The organism is Lactobacillus sp. wkB10 (assembly GCF_000760615.1).
GTDB classification, from domain to species: Bacteria; Bacillota; Bacilli; order Lactobacillales; family Lactobacillaceae; genus Lactobacillus; species Lactobacillus huangpiensis.
Window position 1 is genome coordinate 69352 of the sequence record NZ_JRJB01000010.1, and the last position, 24961, is coordinate 94312.

Sequence of the window (24961 nt, forward strand, 5' to 3'; positions counted from 1 at the left end):
TATAAATTTCAGTTCACTTACTTGTTTAATTGCAAAATTAAATTGCCGTGATTTACTTCTGTATCTTTGTTCTTCGTGGTAAAGCCATTTTTATATTCAGGGAATAATACCATGACTGTAGTTTGTTTACCAGCTGCTTGAATAGCTTTTAAATCCATCTTAGCCAATGGATCGCCTGCTGCAATTTCTTGACCATCCTTTACTAAAATTGTGAAGCCTCTGCCACCTAAATCAACAGTATCAATCCCCATATGCAATAATATTTGTACACCATTTTCACTCTTTAAGGTAATTGCATGCTTTGTCGGGAAAACAGATATCACTTTACCATTAACGGGTGCAAAAATGTCACCGGTAGTCGGCTGAATAGCAAAACCATCTCCAACTAATTTTTTTGAAAAAGTTTCATCATTAACTTTTTCAAGGGGTAAATACTCACCATCAACAGGTGCTAAGACAGAATTATCATCAGTAGCAACTAGTATTTTGCTTTCTTTGTGGTCCACTCTTCTTTTGTTTTCCGGTAATATCGGCCTGAATTTATTCCAAACAAGAATAAAAATAATTGGCAAAACAAATGCAATGAGGTTACCAATAACATACGGTCCAATCGGTCTGGCAACCGTTAAACCAGGAAGTACAGTAAGACCCTGCGCTAAACCTTTAACATTTAACAGCTTCATGTAAACTCCGCCAAATCCGGCTCCCAGAAACGAACATACGAAAGGCACAATACTGTATTTAAGATTAACAGCAAAGATAGCGGGCTCAGTAATTCCGACTAACGTAGGGATAAAACTTGAAATAGCAATATCACGATCTTTGGATTTTTGCTTTAAAATCAAGTACATCCCAATACAGCCACCGCCTTGGGCAATAATGGAAACTGACCAAATAGGTTGAATATAATCAAATCCTGTCTGTACAATTAAATTAGCTTCAATTCCCTGGATAGCTTGATGCGTTCCAGTTACCACTAAAGGTTGCAATCCTGCAGCAAAGACAAAGGCACCAAAAGCACTCATCTTCATATAAAGGAAATTAATAATGCCGCCTAAAATATTCCCAATCCAGAGACCAAGAGGTCCAAAAATTAGAAATAGTGATAAATTGGCCGCTAACAAAGTAACAGCAGGCACGAGTATATACGAAACAACTTGAGGTATATATTTAGTAGCTATTTTTTCAACCTTGGCCTGAAACCACGCAGTTAAAATTGCCGCAAAGACACCGCCTTGAAAACCCACAGCAGCTATTTTTAGACCAAATAAATTCCAATACGCTGGATGAACTTGTCCCAGGACAAAAGCATTTCTATCAGCCAAATCAGGTGAAATCATGACAAAGCCGACTAGTATCCCCAAAATTGGATTACCACCAAAGCGCTTAGTGGCTGAATACATTACTAATACGGGCAAAATTTTAAATGTAGTGGCAATAACATTTAAAAATTTACAAAAATCGCCCACATATACACTCTGCTGGGCCAGTGACTTGGTCATACCAAACATGCCCGGAGTAGCAAGCAATGACCTTAAGCCTAAGATCATAGCAGCACCAATAAAAGCTGGAATTATAGGAATAAAGATATCGCCAAAAACTTTAAATGCTTGCTGAAATTTATTTTTGCTTTTGATACCTTCATCTTTAATTTGATCGACTGATACTTCTTTAGTCCCAGAGATTTTTACAAAAGCATCATAAGCTTGTTCTACTGCTCCCGGACCAAATACTATTTGCAGTTGCCCGCTGTTGTATATTACTCCTTTAGTGCCCTCAATGTTATTAAGGGCATCTTGGTCGGCCTTATTAACATCTTTTAAAACTAGCCTTAACCTGGTAACGCAGTGGGTTGCACTAACTACATTATCTGCACCACCAACATTTTTTAAAACTTCTTGTGCAATTTTATTATAATCTGCCATTTATTTTGTTCCTCTTTTATCATTTACGATAATCATTGGAAAATTCAATTTGTTCAAGTCGAAGCGTTCCGTTAGTTACGGTCACACTTAAAGTATGACCAAACTTGTGGTAAACGCGGGCATTTAACGCAGTACCATTTAGATAAATCGTTAGGATATTATCATCCACAATTACTTTTAGATCATATTCTTTACCAGCCTTTAAATCGATTGGTCTGTTAAGTCCTTTATTCATCATTTGGTACCACCTGTAACAAGGATTTTTATCCAAAGTTAAGTAGTTCTCATCCAAATTAAATCTAAACTCATAAGATTCATCTGTTGCAGGATTTCGGTAAAGTCGAATAGAAAAATCACTAACAGATTTGCTAAAACTGATTTTAGTATGGAAATAAAAGTGTTCTCCCGTATCTTCAATAAGTTCTTTTTCTTCAAGAGTGTCTGTGGTTTGCAATTGCTGTGACGCAATTGCTGTTTTATTTGCAAAAGCTGCACAAATTTCTGCAACAGGACGCACACCAAGCGTATTATCCGCACGTTGGTAAATTTCTTGCGGTACAAAAGTACCGCCCCATTCATAATTGTTCATATCATTCAGACCAACTTTAGTGGGAACCCAGCCAAAGAGTACTCGGCGCTTGCCATCAAAAGCTGTTCTGGCAGCATAATAAGCTCGACCGTCAAAAGCTTCATCTTTAGGTTTGAGCCACGGACCATTCAGGCTTTTACTCATCCTGTAAAAAACCTTGTTTTTGACGCTATATTCTGAATAAATCAGATACCACCAATCACCCATTTTAAAAAGCTGAGGCATTTCAAACATGGTATATAAATTTGGAGCCCAGAAGTCACCCTCAAATTGCCAATTTTCTAGATCTTTTGAAGTGTATTTTACAAGTCTTCCAGTCAACTTATGCTTATCTTGACCTTTGCGCGCTCCTAAAATCAACAGGTATTCCTTTTTGGTATCATCCCAAATGACTGATGGATCACGCCAATTACGGTTATCATAGCCGGGTTGTGGTTCAAGCTTTAAAGCATTTTTTGATTTCGTCCAGTGAATAAAGTCCTTGCTGGTGGCGTGCAGTAAGATTTGCGATGTCTTTCCTTCTTTTAAAAATTCCTTATTAAAACCTGTATAAAAGGCATGAATTTTACCATTAGCTTCAAAAACTGACCCAGCATAGGCAAATTGATCCCAATCTTGGTCGCTGCCTCGCTTTAGTACCTCTCCATAATCATCATAGTGTACAAAGTCTGTGGTGGTTGCAAGTGACCAGCCAAACGGATCAGTAATTGGACCATGAATCCGTTTATCTCGTTGATGGTAAATATAAAACTTACTATCCTGAGCGTAAGGCATAATATCTCCTACCCAAACATCTTTAGGTTGATAATAAATTTGTTGATTATTAGTCGACTTTAAATCCATCGTTTCCTCCTTGTGAGCACTTACATTTACTATTGAATATACTGCAACCCGTTACATATGTCAACCGGTTACATATATAAAATTAAAAAAGCCAGTTAAAAAAACTGGTAATTATTATACTGTGTGCCCTATATAAAGGCTTACAGGAAGATCAAGGCGATCTGTTTCTTTTTTGCCGTTAATCTTATTTATTAATTTTTCTGTTGCTACTTGTGCTATTTGACCAATTGGTTGTCTGATTGTTGTTAATCTGGGATTATATAATAAAGTTTGCTTTGCCCCATCAAAGCCGATAACCTTGACATCTTCTGGTACTCTTTTATCATGCATTTCTAGATAAAAAATAGCTAATGAAGCTAACAAGTCATCTCCTGCAAAAATGCCATCAATTTGGGGATGATTCTGCAAATAATTTTCAATAGTTTCTTTCTTCTTAGCAGCACTCCACACAAATGGGACCTCCAGAACATTTTTAGGTAAATTATTCTTTTCCATTAATTCCAAATATGCAATTGAACGATCATTAGCCGGTAACTTGACTGAACTATCACCCCTAATATCAAGTATTTGCTTACACCCACGGTCAACCAACAATTGCACCGCCATTTTACCTCCAGCATAATTATCACAGGCAACAGTTGTAGTATTTTCACCTAAGTCACGATCAATAGCAACTATGGGCAATTTAGAATTTTGATAGCCGGACACATGCTTATTATGCGTGCCAACAATAATGCCGTCTACTTGATTTTTGCGGAGCATTGTTAAATACTCAATTTCTTTTTGGGGATTATTTAGACTGTTGCAAAGAAGCATTTTGTAGCCTTTTTGGGATAACAAATATTCAATATCCTGTATTAATTCAGCTTGAAAAGGATGAACATTTGAAGGAAAAATGACACCGACCGTATATGTTCTTTTTTGATAAAGCGCACGAGCTAAATCGTTGGGATAATACTCTAATTTTCTCATGGCCGCCTGAACTTTATCACGAGTTTCTTTACTAATATAGCCCCTATTATTTAAAACTCGTGAAACCGTAGCTGTAGAAACTTGTGCTTCTTCGGCAACTTCGCGGATTCCAATCTTTTTCATACTAAAATTCCATCCTAAATATAATTTTAAAAATTACTTTATGTACTGATTAAAATACAACATTAAGACAATTTGGTCTACTTATGATACGGACTGCCACTATTAATCATAAAGCCGCGATAGATTTGTTCAATTAAAACGACCCGCATTAATTGATGTGGCAAAGTCAACTTGCCAAAACTCAGCAGATCATTGGCACGCTGGTTTACTGCTGGACTAGTACCTAAGCTGCCACCAATTACAAAAGTTAAATCAGAATGCCCATAAGTTGCCAAATCCTTTAATTCACGAGCAAACTCTTCACTACTGCGCTGTTTACCTTTAATTGCAGTTACAAAAACGTATTCCTTATCTTTAATCTTATTTAGGATCCTTTGCCCTTCAACTTCTTTGACATTATCCTGTTCTGCTTGACTAAACTTTTCCGGTGCCTTTTCATCAGGTACTTCGATTACTTGTACCTTGGCAAAACGGCTCAGCCTTTTTTTATATTCAGCGATTGCATCTTTAAAGTATTTTTCTTTTAACTTACCCACACAAATAATTTTAATATTCATAATTGCTATTTTATCCCCCAATTCCCAAAGTTTCCACTTGCTTTTTCCACAGCTGTGTAAAGTTCAAAACTACATTTTGTGGTTTTTACCTTTAGTAAGAGAACAAATTGTGTTTTGATAAATTTTTTATATTTATCATCGCTGATTTACCCACATAAATATTTTTCATAGTTGATTTTCACAAACTTTTTGCTCTAAAATACTGCTGTTAAGCCTTGAACAACTGTTTGAGCTAATTAATTTTCACTATTATTTACACACAATTCACAGGTTATACACAATTTATCCCATCCGGTTTTTCGCATTTTATGCACAATCCACAAAGTTATCCACAGTTGTCAACAAAAAAGGCCATGATATTTTTTACTTGACAATAATAATTCGCGAACTTTTTTATGTTTCCCAATAATAATGTTAACAAAAAAGCTATACTTATGTCTAAAATCGCATAGTATAGCCTTTTTATCACTTAATTCTAGAATATTCTTTGTTTAATCGGATTGTAATTTTACACGTAAATTAATCTCTTTTCCGTTACGGTTAATGGTTAAATTAATGGTATCTCCGACTTTGTGATTATACAAAATGCTGTGTAACGAAGCAACATCTGATACAGATTTGTTGTCAACTTTGATAATCACATCACCAGTCTTAATTCCGGCCGCAGACGCAGCACTGTGCTTGGAAACCGAAGCAACATAAATACCATTTTTCAGATTAGACTTAATGTTAAGTTGTTTTCTGTTGCTAGAAGGTATGCCTTGCAGAGCAATCACTTTAACACCTAATTGTGGACGGACAATCTTGCCCTTTTTAACCAGCTGATTAACTATGGTTACCACTTCATTGGATGGAATAGCAAAGCCCATGCCTTCAACTGATGTGCCGTCACTTGATTGAGAAAGTTTCATTGAGTTGATGCCAATTACTTGCCCTGCGGAATTGACTAACGCACCGCCTGAATTACCCGGATTAATAGCAGCATCAGTTTGAATAACTGTCTGCTGATTAGCAGAAGAAGTCGTAATACTACGCGCTGGTGCTGATATTATCCCTTGAGTAACCGTTGAAGCGTATTCGCTGCCAAGTGGCGAACCAACTGCAATAACTGTTTGACCTGCCTGTAAACTCTTAGAGTCACCAAATTCAGCTGTTTGAGTTACATAGCTGCTATCAATTGAAAGAACAGCTAAGTCTGTTGTTGCATCCGTACCAACAATACGTGCATTAACAGTTTTGCCATTAGACAGCATGACTTGCACTTTATCGCTGCCCGAAACAACGTGATTGTTAGTTACAATATAACCTTTATTGCCAGATCTCTGGTAAATTACTCCGGAGCCCTCGCTATATGTTTGCAGTTTTCCCTTACCTTTATTGTCATTATCGTTATCACCAAAAATATCGAAAATAGAGTTGCTGCTGCTTGATTGCCGTTTCATATTAATAACTGAAACAACGGCACCTTTAACGTCATTATAGGCTGGCGTCATTGTTCCGCTGGTTTTGGCACTGTTTCTGGAAGTTTTCGCACTGCTGGAGCTAATAGTCGTTTGAGCATTATTATTCATATTAGCGTTATTAATTTGATCTAAGGCTACATATGAAGCTCCACCACCGATTAGTCCGGCTACAACACCAACAATAGCAGTTTTCATAATGCCATGTTGCTGATGACCAGAGTTTTGATTATTCATTATTTAATCTCCTTTACATATCTTTTTACTATACTAACAAAACTTGAAAAAAGATAAAAAGTTTCCTTAAATTTGTACTAAATTAGTTGGCTGGATCGGATCGGTCAGAACAATTTTAACATCACTGGGCAAATTAGCATCCCCATCAACCATTATTTTTTTAGCAGCATTATAAGCCAACTTTGCCGTATTATTATGCTGACTTCTATGTGCTAAAAAAATGTGTTCGGTTTTACTTGTCACCACATCGAGCAAAGCCTGCCCGGCATCATCATTTGATAAATGTCCGACATCTGACAAAATGCGTTGTTTTAAGCTCCAGGAATATGGACCATTGCGCAACATCATATCATCATAATTAAACTCCATGAGATAGGCATCCGCATCTTCAATCACGCTTTTTACCTTACTAGAGACATAGCCGGTATCCGTTAAAAAAGCTATTCTCTTGCCACCACTGGTAAAAACGTAATATTGAGGCTGTGCTGCATCGTGGCTAGTCGCAAACGCAGTCACATCCAAATCACCGAAAGTCTTGGTTTGTCCCGGCTCGATAATATTAATCTGTTCAACCGGTATTTGCCCAATTTTTTGTGTTTCAGTTAAATATTCCCAAGTGCCACTGTTGGCAAAAGCCGCAATTCGAGGGTAACGGCGCATTAAAACCCCCAGTCCTTTGCTGTGATCTGAATGATCATGACTTAAAAAGACCATGTCAATGTCTTTAATATCAACGCCAACTTGACTTAACAAGGTTTTGATTTTTTTACCTGATAAACCTGCATCCATTAAAATTTTATGCTGACCAGTTTCAATTAAGCTGGTGTTACCAGTTGAACCACTGGCTAAAACAGAAACCTGCACCGCATTATCCCTTCCTAATTTTTCTGTACATTAACATTATATGAGCTGCCTTGCAAGATTTGTGCTGTAAATGCATTAACTCTTTTAACAGTGATGTTCTTAGTCGTCTTATTTTCAACTTGAATCAGCCATGTAGGCAGCAAAATTGTACTGCCACGAACATCGGTTAATTTAGAATAGCCTAAACTAACTCGCATTACTCGAGAGTTGTTAGCAATTTCCCTGTCAGTATACATTGCTTTAACAGCGTGCCAAGCACTGATAATTAATTGCGGTTCACGAACTGCTTTAATAGGACCCATATAGGAAATAGTATAGTTAATAATTTGATCATTGCGCACATTAATTGTTAACTGAGCATCACTGTCATAAATACGACCATAATCGGTATTTTGCACATAACAATATGTATTGTCGCCAGACATGCTGGGTTCAAACTTAAAAGTTTTACCATAGGGTACATTTTTAGGATCGTTTTTAAAATCTTCCAGCTGCTGCATATTATTTTTATGGTTGCCACTAAGTAAAATCATGGATTTAGGCGTCCCGGCCAAAGAATTGTCACTTTTGGAATAATGTGTTGTAACTTGTGTAAGACTACTGCTTTTACCAGAAAGATAATCACGCTTTTTAACAGCTAAATAATAACCGGACTGTTGCTTATGTGAAATATGCAGGGGCACGTCAATTCCGTCAGCTCGCATCTCGGCCCGAATGCTTGTTGCAGTAGAACCTGAAGTATTGCTCAAGCTAATGGGCGAACGCCAAATTTCAATTCCTAAATAAATATCGATTAACAAGAAAATGACGAAAAATAACCATTCTATTCTTTTACGGTCCATCTTATTTCCCTTCTTCCGTTAATGTCTGCCTATATTTATTCAGAGCCAGAAAATCTATTTTCTCCCATTCGGCTAAACTCTTCCATTGACCATATGCTTTAACATAATATCCTGGTACCAGGTTAACCAAGTGGTTGTGTGAATTATCCTTTTCAACTTTAAAAGCCACTATTATACGTTGAATTTCATCTTTTCTCATACCGGCATTTATTAATCTTTGCATTATTGCTGCACTTGTCGGCAAAGTTTTCGTTTGGCCATCAAAAGGTATTGGTATTTGCAAATCTGTATTATTAAAATCAACTTTTACAGCATCCTCAGTGAAAGTTGTCGCTACTTGTGGATTGCTTTTGTCCCAAAAGACCGGTATGCCTTCAATATAGTTAATATAGCTTATAGAATCATTTACAGTATCAAAGTAACGCAAATCCTGCTCGCTTAAACCTAGTTTATGAACAAAATCTACGCTCTCTAAAAGCTGATCATTAAGTGATATGTCTTTACGTTTCTCATACCGAGTATAGTGAAAATCATGTCGTTCAGTTTTAGCCTTAGGAGCTCGTAAATTGGTATAGTAATTAAGCGAGTACGTAGTCCAGCCTTTTTTATTAGAGCGGGTCGTCACGTTAGTGGTGCCAAGCAGCCGAGATACAAAATATGAATCAGTTTGGGTATTAGTAAGATAGCTGTATATTTTCCAATGGTCTTGTTTAGTAAAGAATACCTCATAACAATTTTTGAGACGTACGAACTCCACTGGAACTCTTCCTTGAGCTCTGCTGGCATAATTGCGTAGTTTAGAAAAATTGCCTTTTATTAAATGAACACGGTAAACGGTATAAGTCTTATCGTTTCCAAGATAAAGGTAATTATTGCTGTCTGACACAAAAACGCGTCGAAATTGCACATCATCTTTTTTAACGTTTTTTCTAGTAAACAGATTGATGCTAACTTCTTTAGGAAAGCTTAACTGAATACAATTTTCATCATGCAGCATTTTTTCATACTGCGTTTTACCGGTACTAATTTTATTAATACTGCGATATTTTACCCCTTTTACTTCTTTGACAAACTCCAGTGGCAAGTTCTTTTTAGCATCATATAAACGATATAACTGACCATTTCTAAATCCGTAAGAGTTAGTAGGAATGTAGAGGTTGGAAACAATACGATTACGTCTGTTTTTTGCCTGTTCAGTTACTCTGCCCGTTTGATTAATATGATTAAAGTACTGGTCATTAGTCATGATAAAAATCCAGAGAACAATTGAGAGAACGAAAACTGCCAACGTTCCTAGTAAAAGCAGTGCATCGCCGAGCTTAAATTTAGACTTCATCCCAATCATCCCCTTCGCTCATTGGTTCATAAGGCAGTGCAATATAAAAAGTTGAGCCATTTCCTTCACTGCTATTAGCCCAAATATGACCATGATGTTCTTCCACAATTTCTTTAGCAATCGCAAGACCCAGACCTGTGCCTCCTTGGGCCCTTGAACGGGCTTTATCAACACGGTAAAAGCGGTCAAATATTTTAGTCAGATCTTCACGTGGAATGCCCAAACCCTGATCTGCGATACTAAGAACAATCCGATTTTGTTCAGAATGAAGTTTAACCGTGATTGTCCCGCCATTAGGTGAATACTTAATTGCATTGTTCATGATATTATCAATTACTTGGGCAAACTTATCTGTATCAATTTCTACCCACAATGCCTGCGTACCTAATTCACGTTTAATAGTGTACTTTTTGTTTTCTTTTTTATCCGTTTTGACAATCATGTCAAAGCGATCAAGAATATGAGCTACAAAGTCATTAAAATTGACCCATTCCACATCAACTTTAGAAACTCCTCTGTCCATGCGTGACAAACTGAGCAGCTCGCTAATCATTCTGATCATGCGCTCGGTTTCTTCTTGTGTAACTTGCAAAAATTTAGGAGCAACATTTGGATCTTTCCAGGCACCCTCATTTAAGGTTTCAATATATGCATGAAGGCTAGTAAGCGGTGTACGCAACTCGTGAGAGACATTAGAAACAAACTGCTTTTGTGAATTTTCATTTTTTTGTTGTTCGGTAATATCATGCAAAACGCAAACACTACCGGAAACAAAACCTGTCACCCTTTTAATAAGAGAAAAACTGGCATGTAAAATGACTTCATCTCTTGTTCCCTTATTGATGGTAATAGCTATACCCTTTTGATTTGCAATTAAATCCTGCGAAGATTCTTCCAAACCCAAAACTTTAGCAATTGGCTTATTAATAATTTCTTCTTCTGTTTGATTTAAAAAGTTGAGCGCCATTTGATTAACAACGTTAACATTGCCGTGCCTGTCTGTAGCAAGGACGCCATCACTCATATGTGACAAAACACTATCCAATCTGCGCTGTTCACTTTCAGATTCTTCTTGTGAACGTTCAATTCTGACGGACAAAGTGTTAAAGGCCTGACCCAACTGACCCAACTCATCATTTGAATAGATCTTTACTTGGCTCGAATAATCGCCGTCTGCGATATTAAGTGCTTGACTCTGCATTTCCTCAATTGGTTTGGTAATCGCATGCGAAACAACTAAGGATAAAATTGCACCTATCACTGCCGCAATTAAAGAAGTGACCAAAAACATCAGTGAGATATTACGCAAGTCATTGAAAACTCCCTGCATTGACGCTCGTACGTATATTGCGCCAACTATATTAGCAGAACCATTACCGGCACTTAATGGGGTAACCTGTACCATGTAGTCTCCATGATCATTAATTACTTTAGTTGCCTGTCTGCCGGTGGAAGTTACCTGCTTCACTAAAGTATTATTGACACGCTGACCAATTCGATTTTTATCATTTAAGTTTGAAACTGCACGAATAATGTCTTTATTATCTACAACAATAATTTCACTGATCGTGCCAATACCATTGCTATAGTCGTTAACAATCCTATTCAAATTGCTGTCAGTATGCTTGTTATCTTTCAGTAATTGCGTTGACAACTGATTAGACACAATGGGCAAAACCTGAATAGACGATTGGAAGTTTTCAATGCTGTTTTGCTCCAATTGGCGCGTAAAATAAGCACCAATGACCTCAATTGTGGCAATAATTGTCGCCATAAACACGATGGCTAAAGTAGTATTAATAGAAATAGTTAAATGTTTAAACTTATTCTTGATTTTTTTCATAATTTTTGTAGTGATTAAATAAAAAGAAAGCCTCGCTTGCTAAACATTGCGGGCTTTCTTAATTAGTCTTCATTAGGCTGTTTTACATAATAGCCAACACCGCGACGAGTTACTAAAATCTGCGGCTGAATAGGATTATCTTCAATTTTTTCACGCAAGCGGTGTACAGTAACATCAACTGTCCGAACATCGCCAAAATAGTCATAACCCCAAACGGTCTGCAAAAGATGCTCTCTGGTCATTACCTGATCCATGTGCTGGGCTAAATAGTAGAGCAACTCAAATTCACGGTGAGTCAGCTCAATCTTTTTGCCTTCTTTTTCAACAATATAGGCATCTGGCATAATAACCAGATTACCGATGGCAATATTTTTTGTAGAACTATCATCATTAGCACTTTCATCTTTTTTGACGATATTGCGCCGACGCAAATTAGCCTTTACTCTTGCTACTAATTCACGGTTAGAAAAAGGTTTGGTAACATAATCATCTGCGCCCATTTCCAGACCTAAAACTTTATCAATTTCAGTATCTTTTGCTGTCACCATAATGATAGGCATATCATGAGTTTGTCTTACTTCACGCGCTACATCCAAACCATCTTTTTTGGGTAGCATCAAGTCTAAAATCATTAAGTCAGGATTATATTCGTCAACTTTCTTGATAGCCTCTTCGCCATCATACGCAGTGTCGACGTCAAACCCTTCTTTTGTCAAATTAAATTTAATAATATCAGAAATTGGTTTTTCATCATCAACAACGAGAATTCTCTTTGACATCGAAAAGCCCCCTTTTGTGATCATTATACTGGTTTTTAGTTTATTAGCCAAAAAAGTCACCAAAATTTAATAAAAAAACTTGCATTTTAGTGAAAATAATAGCATAATAGTCTCCGTCGGTTATTTGTAATAACGCTTATGGGTGGCTAGCTCAGCTGGCAGAGCAACGGACTCTTAATCCGTGGGTCCAGGGTTCGAACCCCTGGCCACCCATTAATAATAAAGGTAGTAATCACTTGGTTGCTACCTTTTTTGTTTGTCAAAAGACACTAAACCTTTATATAATATCAGATCAATTTCATTTGTCAATTCTATTGTATTTGTTATTGTTTTAAACAATTAATCCAGCACTTTTTCAGCAAAAGCATTGATTCAACAGTATTTTATCTACTCACTTTACTTTTGCAAAACCTCATGAAATTAACAAATAAAAGCAACAAACTATAGCTTCATAACTACAAATTCTGCCCTAAGCAAATGTTAAGCAGAATTCTTTATACTTTTTTATACAAAAGCCTTGTCAAAAGCTGAATTAATTGTTATCATAATTAACTGTCAACAGAAATGGTGACGGGTGGCTAGCTCAGTTGGCAGAGCAACGGACTCTTAATCCGTGGGTCCAGGGTTCGAGCCCCTGGCCACCCACCATAATAAAAATAGCACTGCAAGTAGTCGGTGCTTTTTTTATTGCTTTTAAAAAATTTAGTTTGGAGGAGACTTTCTAGTCCCCTTTTTTGTTTTCATAATCTGCAATATCCGTTAGAACTTGTTCTGCCAGTTCTTTGACAGTGGCACTTGTCAGCTTGCGCTCTTTTTCGCCAAGTGTATCTTGTTCAAGCCACCATTTCTCGAGAGTCTCAAGCGGAAAAGGACTTTCTTTTTTTTCATTATTTTTTACGGTTTGCGCAAAAGAAATATTTAAGTAATAAACAAATGCTCCTGCACCAAATTCATGAATTATTTTAGTTAAAGTTGTGCCATAAATCCTTTTGGGCAATATCCCTTCCAATATAATTATAGGGTAGTATTGTTTGCCCCATTCAATCATTAATTCTATTAGACTGGCAGTTGGTGCCGTCTCTTTTTCCTTAACATGCAAAATATCAAGGCGCAATAAATCTTCATGTAAAAGCAAACATCTTTGGTAGCCAAAATGATTTTGCAAACAATTGGCTAGGACAGTTTTGCCACTACCAGAATTTCCTCTAATTAAAATAAAAATTGGTGTCATTGAATATTTTTCCTTTCAATACCAGTAACTAAAGAATTAACGCTACTATTTAAATTATATTATTAAGCTTTTATATTTTTAATATTAGAATAATGCACATAAGATATAATTAATACATTAAATTATCAAAGTAGGCAATATTAATGAAGAAAAAATGGTTAATAGGAGTAAGCAGCATTTTAGGCTTGCTCTTAGTTACAATTGTCCTGTTTCACACTTATGAACAAAAAAGTTCGCATACGGATACGGAAGAAGTCAATTCTGGCAATACGAAAAAAGCTCATTTTAAAGCTACGCCTACCATTTATTTGCATGGCTATGGTGCTGGTGCTCGCTCGAGTGCAGGAATGATTGCATATGCCGAACAGCATAATGATGCACACAAGGTATTAACAGCTAAAATTTCTCCTGCAGGTAAGGTTGAATTACAGGGAAATTGGCCCCGCAAAACTAAAAGACCGCTTATTCAAGTAATTTTGCAAGATAATAAAAACAGCAACTATTACACAACGCGAGAGTGGTTTCACAACCTGATATTATGTTTAAAACAAAAATACCATATTAAGCAATATAATACCGTAGCTCATTCTATGGGAAATATCATGACTCTCTCTTATCAGTTAAAATACGGACAGGATCGCAATTTGCCTCGATTAAAAAAGCAGGTCAATCTTGGTGCGCCATTTAATGGTATTATTGGTTTAGATGAGAAGCCCAATCATAATTATCTGCTTAAAAATGGGAAACCAAAATATATGACCCAATCCTACCAGTATTTTTTAACGCATCGTCATAACTTTCCAAACAATGTATCAGTGTTGAATATTTTTGGCAATAAAGAAAATGGTACCAATTCTGATGATGACGTCAGTTGCGTTTCAGCCCAGTCTTTACGATATTTGTTGCGTGGCAAAGTAAATTACCATGAAATTGAAATTAAAGGTGCAGGTGGACAACACAGTAAGTTGCACGACAATTCCAAAGTAGATCAGATTATCGGTCAGTTTCTGTGGGCTAATTAACTATTAATTCTATAAATTATTTTAATATTTTTTTCATAAATTATAGCGTATAATAAAAAGAAAAAGGATATTTTATAGTGACAGGAGAAGAATGATGACTCCACTAATTGAAAACTTCATCTCAAAATTGGCTCTGAATTTGACATCTTTATCTAAATTAGAGCAAAAATATACGCTTGCTTTCTACCGTGATTTTCTGCTCGACGGTGATTTTCAAACAAAAGAAGAAATAGTTAAAGAACTAGGTACTCCAGATGACTTGGCAAAAGAAATTAAGCAAGACTACGTTAAATTTTTAACAGCAGTTACTGCCTCTGCTAATGATCCCAATGCCAGTGATAATTATTTTAATGGGTTGCGTGTCAAAAGATATCCCCGCAGGGAACGTACCATTACCCTTGAAAACTTCAATCAAGTAAAATTGGCAGTTAAGACTACAGATGTAATTATTCATCAAGGCAGTCAGTTTCAAATAACAGTAGCAGACTACAGCAGCAGACCTGTAGAGGTAAATTTAGTCAAGCAAACGTTAGTTGTTAAAGAGGCTCCTGTTGAGGAAAAAAGCCATGTGATCATGTTCAACAGGCTCACTAATGCCAGTCGCGTGGAAATTACTGTTCCTAAATTAGATTCTTTATCTAAAATTAGCGGACAAAGTCAAAATGGCGACATCATGTTGCAAAATCTAAAGCTTAAAAACATTGTACTTAACCTTCATAATGGCGACATATACATCAATAATGTTCAGGTCTCAGATGAGTTAATTTTTTCTGGCAGAAACGCGGACTATTTCATTACTCAGTCAATAATTGCTCAATTATCCAGCAAAGATCGTAACGGTGATGGCAGTTTAAAACGCAGTATCCTTAAGCAAATAATTGCTCAAACAAGTGGGGGAGATATAGAACTTGTCCAATGCCATACTAACATCAGTCTGGAAGCACGAGATGGAGATATTCAGATCAGGCAAAGCCAACTAACCAGCCAAAATATCGTTAAGGCCGCAAATAGCGACTTGAAGTTAAGCCAACTTGCCCATGACATCAGTGTGCAGCTTAAAGTAAACGATGGCGACATTATTTATCGCAATTCCAGTATTGGTGATAGTTTTAACAGTCAAAGCATACAAAGTGACACGTTAAAAGCAACTCTAAATGATGGAGATATAATCATCAAATAAAAATAAGGCTCAGATGAGTCTTATTTTTTTGTATTATTTATCAAAAACTTCGGTTTAATATTTGCTAATTTCTTAAACCTAAATTAAAATATTATATATCATATAATATTAGGGGAGGCAAAGCATGGCAATCCAAATACCGACTCGTTTGCTAGATGGTGCGGTTTTAGCTTTTCTAAAACAAGATGATCTGTATGGCTACGCTTTGACACAAAATGTGCAAAAGATTTTTTCTATCTCCGAGTCAACTATCTATCCTGTTTTACGCAGATTAAAAAAGAATAACTGCTTAACAACTTATGATGAGCCTTATCAGGGACGCAACCGGCGTTACTATCACATTACTGATGAAGGGCTGACGCTGCTAAATACAATTCAAGATGAATGGCAAGATTTTAGTGCAAGAGTTAATCAAGTATTAGGAGGGCAAAATGACCAAAGTAATTGATGATTATATTTCCGAACTAGAACAAAACTTAGCTGATTTGCCTGAAAAAGATCGCGAAGATGTTGTCGAATTTTACCACGAATTTTTATTGGACGGTGACTTCATCAGACGTTCTACCATCGAAGCTGAACTAGGAACGCCCAAACAATTAGCAATCAATATTTTAGCCGATTATTCAAGCAAAGATGATTCTGTTTCTCCAAGAAAGGAGACTCCGAAGTCAAACTTAAAGGCCAGCTGGTACATTTTATTGGGAATTTGTGCTGCTCCAATTGGCATCCCACTCGTCTTAGCAATTTTATTCGTGCTCTTCTTTATACTCGCAGTTTTCTTTGGCTTATTTTTTACGATAATAGCCTTTTTGTTTAAATTCTTTGTCGGTGGAGGCCTAAACTTTCTTAAATCTTTATCCCTGCTATTCACTCACAACTGGCCAGTCGGCTGTCTTTACCTGGGTAAATCCTTAATTTGCATTGGCATTATTCTTTTATTACTCCCATTTATTATCAAGTTAGGGAAAATTTTAATTGCCAAGTGTACCCAGTTTATGCGTAACCTTGGTAAAAATATTTTAAAGAAAAATTATTTTCAAACTAGTACCGGAAAAAATACAGATAAGGAAAAATAAAAATGAAAAAGTTTTATAAAATTTGTGGGCTAATCTTTGGACTGCTATTACTTATTGGGCTGATCCTACTAGTCGTATTTAGATTAAATGATAACCCGTCACATGATTATAATGGTAAACACGCTCATTATAATGAAAGCAAAACTTTTTACGTGAACAAGTTCGACAATATTAAGTTAGCCTGTTACAGACCTGATATCCGAATTTCACTTAAGGATATTAACAAGTTTAAAGTGGTTGTTAGAGGGGGGCACGGAGCAGACATCAAAAAAATAAAAACTAAAGTTGATCATAATATGCTCACTATTTCGGATCAGCCTGAACATGATTATAACGATGGTTATTATAGCGTTGATGTTTATGTTCCTGCTAAAAGCGCCATAAAAAAGATAACTGGTTTTTGTGAAGAGGGCGATTTTTATATCAATAGTTTAAATGTTCCCCGCATCAATTTGACAATAGAAGATGGCGACGTTTTGATTAATAAGCTTACTGCGAAAAGCCTTGACCTAAATTCAAATGACGGTGACCTCAAAGTAAACCAGTCGACTTTTTCACGTAGTTCACTAAAACTAAATGATGGCGATGTTAAGATTAGCGACTCTCAAATACTAAATAACAGCTCAATTATATTGAATGACGGCGACTTTTCAATGTCAAACGCGCCTAAGATCAACTATGTATTGACAAATCACTCGGATGATAAAATCATTTTTAAAGGTTCTTATCATTCCAATCATTTTGCAAAAAAAGTTAAAAATAAACCCGTATTAAAAGTTACTAGTATGGATGGCGATATTCTAATTAATTAGTGGGCAAGTAAACTTTACTTAGATGTTTTCTTGGTTAGTAATACCCATTTTAAAATTAAAAACTTATCTAAAACAAGGAGAATCAAAATGAAAAAGTTTTACCTACTCAGTGTTGCCATCATTACTATCGGTATAATTTTGCTTGGTATTGGTGAAACTAACGGTGGCAGAGAAGATATCAATAATATCCATTCAGGCATAACAACCAATATTGAAAACTTTTTTAATCGTAATCAAACTCACGCATACTCACATCATGTACCAGCAAAATCCCGTACTTTCAACGTAGGCAAGTTCTCTAAAATTAATATTGACGCTGAAGAACCCAACATTCAAATTGCTAAAGGAGACAACTTCCAAATTAAAGTTAGCGGTCCTAATGTAAAAAAGATCAGTGCCAAGGTTTATGGCGAGAAACTGACCATTTCAGACAATGGTGCTTATGAGGATGGTACTTATAAGGTAATTGTCACTGTTCCAGAAGCAGACTCGCTAAAAGAAATAACTGGATCATGTTCTGAGGGCAATGTTCATTTAGCTGATTTGACAGTTGCCAGCATCAATTTACAATCAGAAGATGGCAATATTACTACAGATAGTATTAAAACGCAGGAAGCCAACTTTGACCTTGATAATGGCGATTTGAAAATCTCCAATTCAACATTAACAAGCAGTTTCCTCAACATGAGTGAAGGCGACCTGATTGTTACCAGTAGTCACTTTAAAATCAAGGCTACCTTAGGTGACGGTGATGCTAAGATAAATAATTCTAATTTACTTGACAACAGCTCATTTAATCTAAGCGAAGGCGATTTTCAAATGAGCAGGTCTCCCAAGATCAGTTACCAGCTTTCAACCGCTTCAGATGATGATCTTGTCTTTCATGGCAATAATCATCGCAAACACTTTTCTAAAAAATTAAAGGGTTTGCCTTTGCTTAAAGTTACAAGTGGAGATGGGGATATAGTTATTAATTAAAAATTCCAAAAGACTTGAGTTAGGAAGCTTTTGTCACATTAAAATAAATATAAGAATAAAAAAGGCATTATTTTTTATTTCTATATTGTCTGAATCAAGTTGTGGTGCTAATATTTATTAAATATAATATTAGATCTAGATTAAAGAAAGAAAATTACAATGAAAATTAATTTTAACGGGTCACTTGAATTTCAAAATAAACCGGATCCTGAACCACATGAAATTGACCTATCTTCATTTACCAACATCACAATGGATCTTTATGCTTTTAGCATTGATATTCATTCTGGAACAAATTATCATGTAACGATTTGTGGTAATGACAAAGACTATGTAACTGCTGAAGTTAAAGAACAAACTTTATTTATTAGTGAAAAAGGACATAATTCTAATAGTTTTACTTTCAATCATTCCTTCAAAATAAATAAAATAATAGTTACTGTTCCAGAGGATGCACCGCTTAACACACTGCAAGCAAATGAACATGCTGGAAGCGTCCTTTTATCTGACCTTAATATGCAACAGTTTAAATTGAAAAATGAAGCCGGTTCAACAAAATTGCTTAACGTTACTATAACTAAAGAGGCAAAACTTAATCTAGAAGCAGGCAGTTTATCAATCAGCCACTGCAATATAAACCTAAAAGCAAAACTTTCTGCTGGTTCGGTTAAAATTGATAATTTGCAAGGAAAAAGTCAATTCGTACTCTCTAGCGGATCATTTAAAATGACTGACAATAATAATATTAAGACTGGTTATGATTTATCTGCTAATATCGGGACAATATATTTTCACGGTAATAGAGAAGGTCAGAGCTTTTATTGCCTAGGTGACGATCAAAACCAGGTAACTGTTCAATGTGGAGTGGGATCAATCAAAATTGTATAAAAAAGTCTTACCTTAACCTATTCAGGCAAAGGTAAGACTTTTTTGATGCAAAAATTAGCGCTGAACATCAATTACAAAAGAATTAATGTCTCCTCTATATTTAGCAATTGAGTATTCAATTGGCTGTTCATCAGCCGTAAGACCCTGAGTATGAAAGTAAAATATCGGCTTATTGACTGCAATATTAAGCAAGTTGGCAGTAGTTTCATCTGCTTCCATTACTTCCAGCTTTCTGATTACCTGCGTTACTTTTAAATGATATTTTTCAAGAGTACTATATAAAGAATCCTGGGCAAAATTATAATTAATCAGCTCAGGTATCCTTTGTTTGGGCACATAGGTTGTAACCAGAACAATTGGCTGATCATTAGCATAGCGCAACCGTACTAGCTTAAAGACAGGTGCTTTTTCAGGCAACTTTAAATTTTTGCTTACTTCAGGTGTGGCTTTTTCTTCATCAAAATAAAGCAGATTGGTTTTAGGATAGATGCCTTTAGCACTCATTTCTTCGCTATAGCTTTCAATCAAATGGGTAAATTCCTGCTCGATTTTAACCTTTTTAACTAGTGTACCTCGTTTACGACGCCGCTCTAAATAACCTTGATTAACCAGCAATGAGATTGCCTGACGCATTGTTGGCCGACTTACCTGATATTTATCCGCTAATTCAGTTTCTGGAGGAATAATTGTATTTTGCGCATAAATGCCAGTTTGAATTTTATTCAAAAGATCGTTAGCAATTACTTGATATTTAGGGAGTTCTTTTTTTACCAATTAGTCCCACCACTTTCATCTTACTAAATTATACCATTATAAGAATACTATACCATGCAAAAAACCGGTGTAAAGAGCTAAATAGCCCTTATTTACACTGGTTTTTTAACACTATTTTTTTATTCACACTTAAATTTCAATTGAGTTGATGCCATCTTTTTCAAACCGCTGTTTAAGAGTTTCAATGATTTTTACACCTGAGCTAGTGCCTATTCGTTCTGCTCCAGCTGCGATCATTGCTAAAAAATCATCGGTATTGCGAATTCCGCCTGCAGCTTTGACTTTAACATCCGAGCCAACATTTTCTTTCATCAATTTTACATCTTCCACTGTTGCACCAGCTGTCCCAAAACCAGTTGATGTCTTGACAAAATCAGGTTGTACTTCTTTTGCAATTAAAGCCAGCTGCTTAATTTCTGCCTTAGACAAGTAGCACGTTTCAAAAATAACCTTACATGGAACATGGTGATCATGGCAAAGATCAACCATCTGAGTCATTTCATCTTCAATATAAGACCAATTATGAGCTTTCACTTGCGTTAAGTTAACAACATAATCAATTTCATTAGCACCGTTTTGTAATGCATCTTTAGTTTCTGCCAACTTGCAAGCTACCGTTGTTTGACCCAAAGGAAAACTAATTGCAGCTCCTGTATCAATATCAGTCCCCTTTAACTGCTGGGCGCAAAATTCTGATTGGACTTCATTAATTGCTACCATCTTGAAATGATATTTTTTAGCTTCATCGCATAACTTTATCATGTCGTCTTCAGTAGCATCCGCATGTAAGTTAGTATGATCAATTAATCGTGCAAAGTCATCAATTGTGTATTTCATTGTTATTCTCCTTTTTGTAATTACATAAACTGATTTTAACCACAGAAAGCTTTAATGTCAACCGCTTACTTTTTTATTTAAAATAGTGTTTGACTTATATAAAGCGATTACATATAATTGTGTTGTAAATTAATATGTATTTACAAAAAGGAGTGGTTTTAGTGAAAATATTGTTAACTTCACACGGACATTTAGCACAAGGCATCGCTTCTGGTTTTGAATTTATTGCTGGCAAATCGGATCATATCATGACACTTGAATTAGATGAAAGAGGAATTGGTTCATACCGTAATCGTCTTCAAGAGCTGCTTGACGGTGAAACAGAATCAGTCTTAATTTTGGCAGATCTAAAAGGTGGAACTCCATACAATGAATCCTTTAAGTACTATTTAACTCACACTGAAAAAACACGTGTAGTAAGTGGTCTGAACTTACCCATGCTTTTAGAGCTTGTCCCCCCAATTATCTGACAATACAGCACTCGATGAAGCCGTGCAGACAGCTTTACAGGCGGGAACAAATGGTATCGATGTTGCTCAAGACGAACAAGATGATGATGACGATATTGAATTTTAAATTAATAAGAAAGGTGTAATAAGTATGAGTATTTCAGTAGTAAGAATTGACGACCGGGTAATCCATGGTCAAACGATGACGCGTTGGACCAAAGCACGTCCCGTAGATGGCATTTTAGTTGTTGGTGATAATATCGCCCACGACAAGTTGCGGCGCAAAGTATTAAAAGCTGCTGCTAATGAATTAAAAGTTGGTATTTATACAGTTGCTGAAGCTGGCGACAAAATCAAAAAGGGTATTGAATCCAAAAAGAAATTTTTCTTAATCAGTGACTCCCCCAAGACTTTTGCGCAAATGGCAGACTTGGGAATTGATTTTGGCAAAGTACTAAATGTTGGACCGATGAATACTCGCCCAGGAACTAAGGTGCTTGGACGAACAGTAGCCATTGATCAAGATGACTACAATGCTTTTGAAGATATTGCAAAACATGGCACTGACATTCAATTTCAGTAATTACCTGATGATGAAATTAAACCTTGGTCAACTATGAAAAAGAAATATGATTCTATGTCTTAATTTTTGGAGGCAATAAAAATGAATAATTTATTTTTTCCCGCACTTTTAACAGGAATTTTCTGTTATCTGGGAGCGATTGAAACACCATGGCTATTTGGTATGTCTGGAGGTTTCTATATTGTTGGCAGACCCTTAGTAGCCGGTTTACTGGTCGGCCTTGCCTTTGGTGACATTAAAAATGGTATTTTGTGTGGCCTGGCTGTGCAAGCCGTTTTCATCGCCAACTTGTCAACTGGAGGTGCCACTAATAGTGAAATTACCTATGCAGCATATGGTGGAATAGGTTTGGCCATGTCGACCACTAAAAATCCTGCAATTGCTGTTACCCTGGCAATTTTAATTGGCCAGACATTTGGCTTAATTTTCTATAATGGCAGAATGGCTCTTTACTCTTTCTGGAATACTCGAGCTGAAAATGCCGCACATAATAATGATGATCGTGGTATAGTCCTGAACCATCTAGTTTATCCGCAAATCACTACCTTCCTTTTACGTGCTGTACCAGTTTTTCTAGCAATTTATTATGGCAAAGGTTTAGTCAACTGGCTAATCGACAGCATTCCCGCTACTGTAACCCATATTATTCAAGTTTTAGGCGGCGTTTTGCCAGCCTTGGGTATTGCTATGTTAATGAGCATAGTAATCAAAAATAAATCGCACTTTATTTTCTTCTTTGCCGGTTTTGTTTTACTTGCTTTTGCCAAATTAAGCATGATTGCAATTGTCTTTATTTCGGCGTTAGTCGCATATCTATATTACATGTCAACCGGTAAAAACAACGCTCCGGCTGCTGCTAACTCTGCAGATAACGCAGAACAGACAATTGATAATGACGAAGAATATGAAGATGAAGATCTATTTTAATGAGAGGTGTTAAAGATGGCTACAAAGGAAAATAATACTGAACCACAAAAACTGCTATCAAAGCATGAACTTAATCAAATTTGGTACCGGTGGGGTTTTACACACCTCAGTTCAATGAGTTATGAAAAGTTGCAGGGACATGCCTGGGCATATTCTTACTTACCTTTTGCACGCAAATATTATAAAAATGATCCCGAGAAAAAAAGACGCCTGCTTGAACGTCATTCCATGTTTTACAATACCGAACCGCAAACAGGTCAAATTATTAATGGGATTGTTGCTTCGCTTGAAGAGCAAATTGCTTTGGGCAACGATGTTTCAGAAGAAATGCCCGTTAACATTAAAGCTACTTTAATGGGTCCTTTAGCTGGCATTGGGGATTCAATCATTCAAGGCATTATTGTTCCTATTTTGTTATCAATTGCAATGAGCTTAGCTAAAGGCGGCAGTCCCGTCGGACCATTATTTTACATTATTGCTTATGGCATAATTGGACCTACAATTTCCTACATTGCCTTTCACAGCGGTTATAAATTAGGTGTTGGCGCAATCGACACTATTGTAGGAGAAAATTCCAAGAGAATTACTGATGCGTTTAACATCTTAGGCGTAATGGTTGTGGGAGCTTTGGCCGCAAATACAATTGTTCTTAAAACTGTAGCTAAAATTCCTTTAGGAGGCAAATCGCAACCTTTACAAACAGTTCTAGACGGTATCTTTCCTGGACTCTTACCACTAGCTATGGTTATTTTTGGCTGGTGGCTTGTTTCCAGTAAACAAATGACAGCTACTAAAGTAATTATCATTATGGTTGTAATTGTAACTATCGGCTGTTTGATTGGGTTATTTTAATAAAAGTTCATTTTTACACTGCTTTTTGGCAGATAATAGAGTACACTTTGATTAGTGTGCTCTTTTTATATATAATTACTTAAAATTACGAAAAATAATTTTTTATTTCTATATATGTTGATAGATTAAATAGTGGTTTATACTATTTTGACAAGCTTTTTAGCAACCTTTTTAATCTTAAGCAATTCATGATAAAATTACTTATTGACTTTATTGAAAGAAGGGTTCGATGGGCAAGCGAAAATTCTTCTATCATCATTTAACAGATGATTTGGTGGTTAGCCTGAACCAAGATTATCATTTACCAAATAGTTATGCTATTTTTCCGAAATCATTAGGTGGAAAAATTTGGTCTAAGATTGTACGCCCTATAGGACATCTAGTTAGTATAGTCTATATTAATTTGATCCTAAGAGTACGAATAGTTGGCAAGGAAAAGTTGCAAGCAATAAACGATCAAGGGTATTTTATCTATGGTAATCATACCCAAACTTTTGGCGATGTGGTTTTACCACTTAGCATTATTCCTGCAAAAAACTATTATGCTATTGCAGCACAATCAAATTGGGGCATCCCTGTTTTAGGAAAACTGGTTTTACCATATTTTGGACTTCCTGTTGGTCAAAACATAGAACAATCTGCAAAATTGATTAAAGCAATCACTGCGGTTATTAAAGCAAAAAAGGTAGTTGTCATTTATCCTGAATCACATGTTTGGCCTTATTACACTAAAATCAGGCCTTTTCCAGTGAACAGCATGCATTTCCCTGTTGCACTTGACTCTGCCAGCTTTACTATGACTACAACATATTCTAAGCCCAGGTGGGGTAAGAAACCGCAAATAACGGTCTACATAGATGGGCCCTTCTTTCCAGATAATCATCTTACTAAAAAGCAGGCGCAAGAAAAGCTGCATAAGCAAGTTTATCAGACAATGCAAAAACGAGCCTTAACAAGTAATTTCGAATATTGCATTTATCAA

26 protein-coding genes, 2 tRNA genes and 1 pseudogene are annotated in these 24961 nt (G+C 36.1%); 15 read left to right on the forward strand and 14 right to left on the reverse strand.

Annotated elements, in window-relative coordinates; genetic code table 11:
- Nucleotides 1-17: 17 nt before the first annotated feature.
- The 11 genes and pseudogenes from LACWKB10_RS10385 to yycF form a co-directional block, all read right to left on the reverse strand.
- Nucleotides 18-506, reverse strand: coding sequence for a PTS glucose transporter subunit IIA (locus tag LACWKB10_RS10385; protein WP_369792492.1), 489 nt, complete (start codon nt 504-506; stop codon nt 18-20).
- A pseudogene (locus LACWKB10_RS07910) lies at nt 507-1925 on the reverse strand (PTS transporter subunit EIIC); the annotation flags it as partial.
- A gap of 19 nt (nt 1926-1944) precedes the next feature.
- Entirely contained in the window at nt 1945-3357 is a 1413-nt protein-coding gene (locus tag LACWKB10_RS07915) for a family 43 glycosylhydrolase (RefSeq protein WP_034980908.1), read from the reverse strand.
- 114 nt (nt 3358-3471) lie between these two features.
- Nucleotides 3472-4452: a LacI family DNA-binding transcriptional regulator gene (locus LACWKB10_RS07920; protein ID WP_034980910.1), complete on the reverse strand. Its 981-nt coding sequence runs from the start codon at nt 4450-4452 to the stop codon at nt 3472-3474.
- Nucleotides 4453-4529: 77 nt separating this feature from the next.
- The gene (rlmH, locus tag LACWKB10_RS07925) at nt 4530-5009 is read right to left on the reverse strand and encodes a 23S rRNA (pseudouridine(1915)-N(3))-methyltransferase RlmH (protein WP_034980912.1); all 480 of its coding nucleotides are present in this window, start codon (nt 5007-5009) and stop codon (nt 4530-4532) included.
- Nucleotides 5010-5500: 491 nt separating this feature from the next.
- Complete coding sequence (locus tag LACWKB10_RS07930; protein WP_034980915.1) at nt 5501-6706, reverse strand: S1C family serine protease; 1206 nt, start codon at nt 6704-6706, stop codon at nt 5501-5503.
- 66 nt (nt 6707-6772) lie between these two features.
- Nucleotides 6773-7570 (reverse strand): MBL fold metallo-hydrolase, encoded by a 798-nt coding sequence (locus LACWKB10_RS07935; RefSeq protein ID WP_034980917.1) that lies wholly within the window; start codon nt 7568-7570, stop codon nt 6773-6775.
- A 14-nt stretch (nt 7571-7584) separates the two neighbouring features.
- Entirely contained in the window at nt 7585-8412 is an 828-nt protein-coding gene (locus LACWKB10_RS07940) for a two-component system regulatory protein YycI (RefSeq protein WP_034980920.1), read from the reverse strand.
- Between the two features lies 1 nt (nt 8413).
- On the reverse strand, nt 8414-9748 hold the full coding sequence (locus LACWKB10_RS07945; protein ID WP_034980922.1) for a hypothetical protein: 1335 nt from the start codon (nt 9746-9748) through the stop codon (nt 8414-8416).
- Nucleotides 9738-11591, reverse strand: coding sequence for a cell wall metabolism sensor histidine kinase WalK (walK, locus tag LACWKB10_RS07950; RefSeq protein ID WP_034980924.1), 1854 nt, complete (start codon nt 11589-11591; stop codon nt 9738-9740). Before walK ends, LACWKB10_RS07945 begins: the two co-directional genes overlap by 11 nt.
- A 62-nt stretch (nt 11592-11653) precedes the next feature.
- Nucleotides 11654-12370, reverse strand: a complete 717-nt coding sequence (yycF, locus tag LACWKB10_RS07955; RefSeq protein WP_034980927.1) for a response regulator YycF — start codon at nt 12368-12370, stop codon at nt 11654-11656.
- Nucleotides 12371-12510: 140 nt separating this feature from the next.
- Here yycF and LACWKB10_RS07960 point away from each other — a divergent pair.
- Nucleotides 12511-12583, forward strand: a tRNA-Lys gene (locus tag LACWKB10_RS07960).
- Nucleotides 12584-12942: 359 nt separating this feature from the next.
- Nucleotides 12943-13018 (forward strand) — tRNA-Lys (locus LACWKB10_RS07965).
- Between the two features lie 73 nt (nt 13019-13091).
- Here the strand turns inward: LACWKB10_RS07965 and LACWKB10_RS07970 are convergent.
- Nucleotides 13092-13601 carry a zeta toxin family protein gene (locus LACWKB10_RS07970; RefSeq protein ID WP_034980929.1) on the reverse strand — a complete coding sequence of 170 codons (510 nt, stop codon included), beginning with the start codon at nt 13599-13601 and terminating at the stop codon, nt 13092-13094.
- Between the two features lie 143 nt (nt 13602-13744).
- On the opposite strand from LACWKB10_RS07970, the gene LACWKB10_RS07975 reads away from it, so the two are divergent.
- From LACWKB10_RS07975 to LACWKB10_RS08005, 7 genes are all read left to right on the forward strand, one after another.
- A complete protein-coding gene (locus LACWKB10_RS07975) occupies nt 13745-14623 on the forward strand; it encodes an alpha/beta hydrolase (protein ID WP_052060346.1) in 879 nt (292 codons plus the stop codon).
- A 94-nt stretch (nt 14624-14717) separates the two neighbouring features.
- Complete coding sequence (locus LACWKB10_RS09880; protein WP_052060347.1) at nt 14718-15803, forward strand: DUF4097 family beta strand repeat-containing protein; 1086 nt, start codon at nt 14718-14720, stop codon at nt 15801-15803.
- Nucleotides 15804-15927: 124 nt separating this feature from the next.
- A complete protein-coding gene (locus LACWKB10_RS07985) occupies nt 15928-16251 on the forward strand; it encodes a PadR family transcriptional regulator (RefSeq protein ID WP_034980930.1) in 324 nt (107 codons plus the stop codon).
- Nucleotides 16235-16879 (forward strand): DUF1700 domain-containing protein, encoded by a 645-nt coding sequence (locus LACWKB10_RS07990; protein ID WP_052060348.1) that lies wholly within the window; start codon nt 16235-16237, stop codon nt 16877-16879. The genes LACWKB10_RS07985 and LACWKB10_RS07990 overlap by 17 nt, the downstream gene beginning before the upstream one ends.
- A 2-nt stretch (nt 16880-16881) precedes the next feature.
- On the forward strand, nt 16882-17691 hold the full coding sequence (locus tag LACWKB10_RS07995; RefSeq protein WP_034980931.1) for a DUF4097 family beta strand repeat-containing protein: 810 nt from the start codon (nt 16882-16884) through the stop codon (nt 17689-17691).
- Between the two features lie 87 nt (nt 17692-17778).
- A complete protein-coding gene (locus LACWKB10_RS08000; protein ID WP_034980933.1) occupies nt 17779-18669 on the forward strand; it encodes a DUF4097 family beta strand repeat-containing protein in 891 nt (296 codons plus the stop codon).
- A 159-nt stretch (nt 18670-18828) separates the two neighbouring features.
- The gene (locus LACWKB10_RS08005; protein ID WP_034980935.1) at nt 18829-19557 is read left to right on the forward strand and encodes a DUF4097 family beta strand repeat-containing protein; all 729 of its coding nucleotides are present in this window, start codon (nt 18829-18831) and stop codon (nt 19555-19557) included.
- 54 nt (nt 19558-19611) lie between these two features.
- Here the strand turns inward: LACWKB10_RS08005 and LACWKB10_RS08010 are convergent, their stop codons facing one another.
- Entirely contained in the window at nt 19612-20331 is a 720-nt protein-coding gene (locus tag LACWKB10_RS08010) for a GntR family transcriptional regulator (protein WP_034980938.1), read from the reverse strand.
- Between the two features lie 129 nt (nt 20332-20460).
- On the reverse strand, nt 20461-21168 hold the full coding sequence (gene deoC, locus LACWKB10_RS08015) for a deoxyribose-phosphate aldolase (RefSeq protein WP_034980941.1): 708 nt from the start codon (nt 21166-21168) through the stop codon (nt 20461-20463).
- 161 nt (nt 21169-21329) lie between these two features.
- Between deoC and LACWKB10_RS08020 the strand changes: the two genes are divergently transcribed.
- The 6 genes from LACWKB10_RS08020 to LACWKB10_RS08040 form a co-directional block, all read left to right on the forward strand.
- Nucleotides 21330-21638: a PTS sugar transporter subunit IIA gene (locus tag LACWKB10_RS08020; protein ID WP_052060349.1), complete on the forward strand. Its 309-nt coding sequence runs from the start codon at nt 21330-21332 to the stop codon at nt 21636-21638.
- Nucleotides 21619-21744, forward strand: a complete 126-nt coding sequence (locus LACWKB10_RS10355) for a hypothetical protein (RefSeq protein ID WP_255358048.1) — start codon at nt 21619-21621, stop codon at nt 21742-21744. The genes LACWKB10_RS08020 and LACWKB10_RS10355 overlap by 20 nt, the downstream gene beginning before the upstream one ends.
- Before the next feature lie 24 nt (nt 21745-21768).
- A complete protein-coding gene (locus LACWKB10_RS08025) occupies nt 21769-22200 on the forward strand; it encodes a PTS sugar transporter subunit IIB (RefSeq protein ID WP_052060350.1) in 432 nt (143 codons plus the stop codon).
- Between the two features lie 81 nt (nt 22201-22281).
- Complete coding sequence (locus LACWKB10_RS08030) at nt 22282-23127, forward strand: PTS sugar transporter subunit IIC (RefSeq protein WP_034980943.1); 846 nt, start codon at nt 22282-22284, stop codon at nt 23125-23127.
- Between the two features lie 15 nt (nt 23128-23142).
- Nucleotides 23143-23979, forward strand: a complete 837-nt coding sequence (locus LACWKB10_RS08035; RefSeq protein WP_034980946.1) for a PTS system mannose/fructose/sorbose family transporter subunit IID — start codon at nt 23143-23145, stop codon at nt 23977-23979.
- A gap of 229 nt (nt 23980-24208) precedes the next feature.
- Nucleotides 24209-24961 (forward strand): 1-acyl-sn-glycerol-3-phosphate acyltransferase (locus LACWKB10_RS08040; RefSeq protein ID WP_034980949.1); only part of this gene is annotated, 753 nt, incomplete at its 3' end.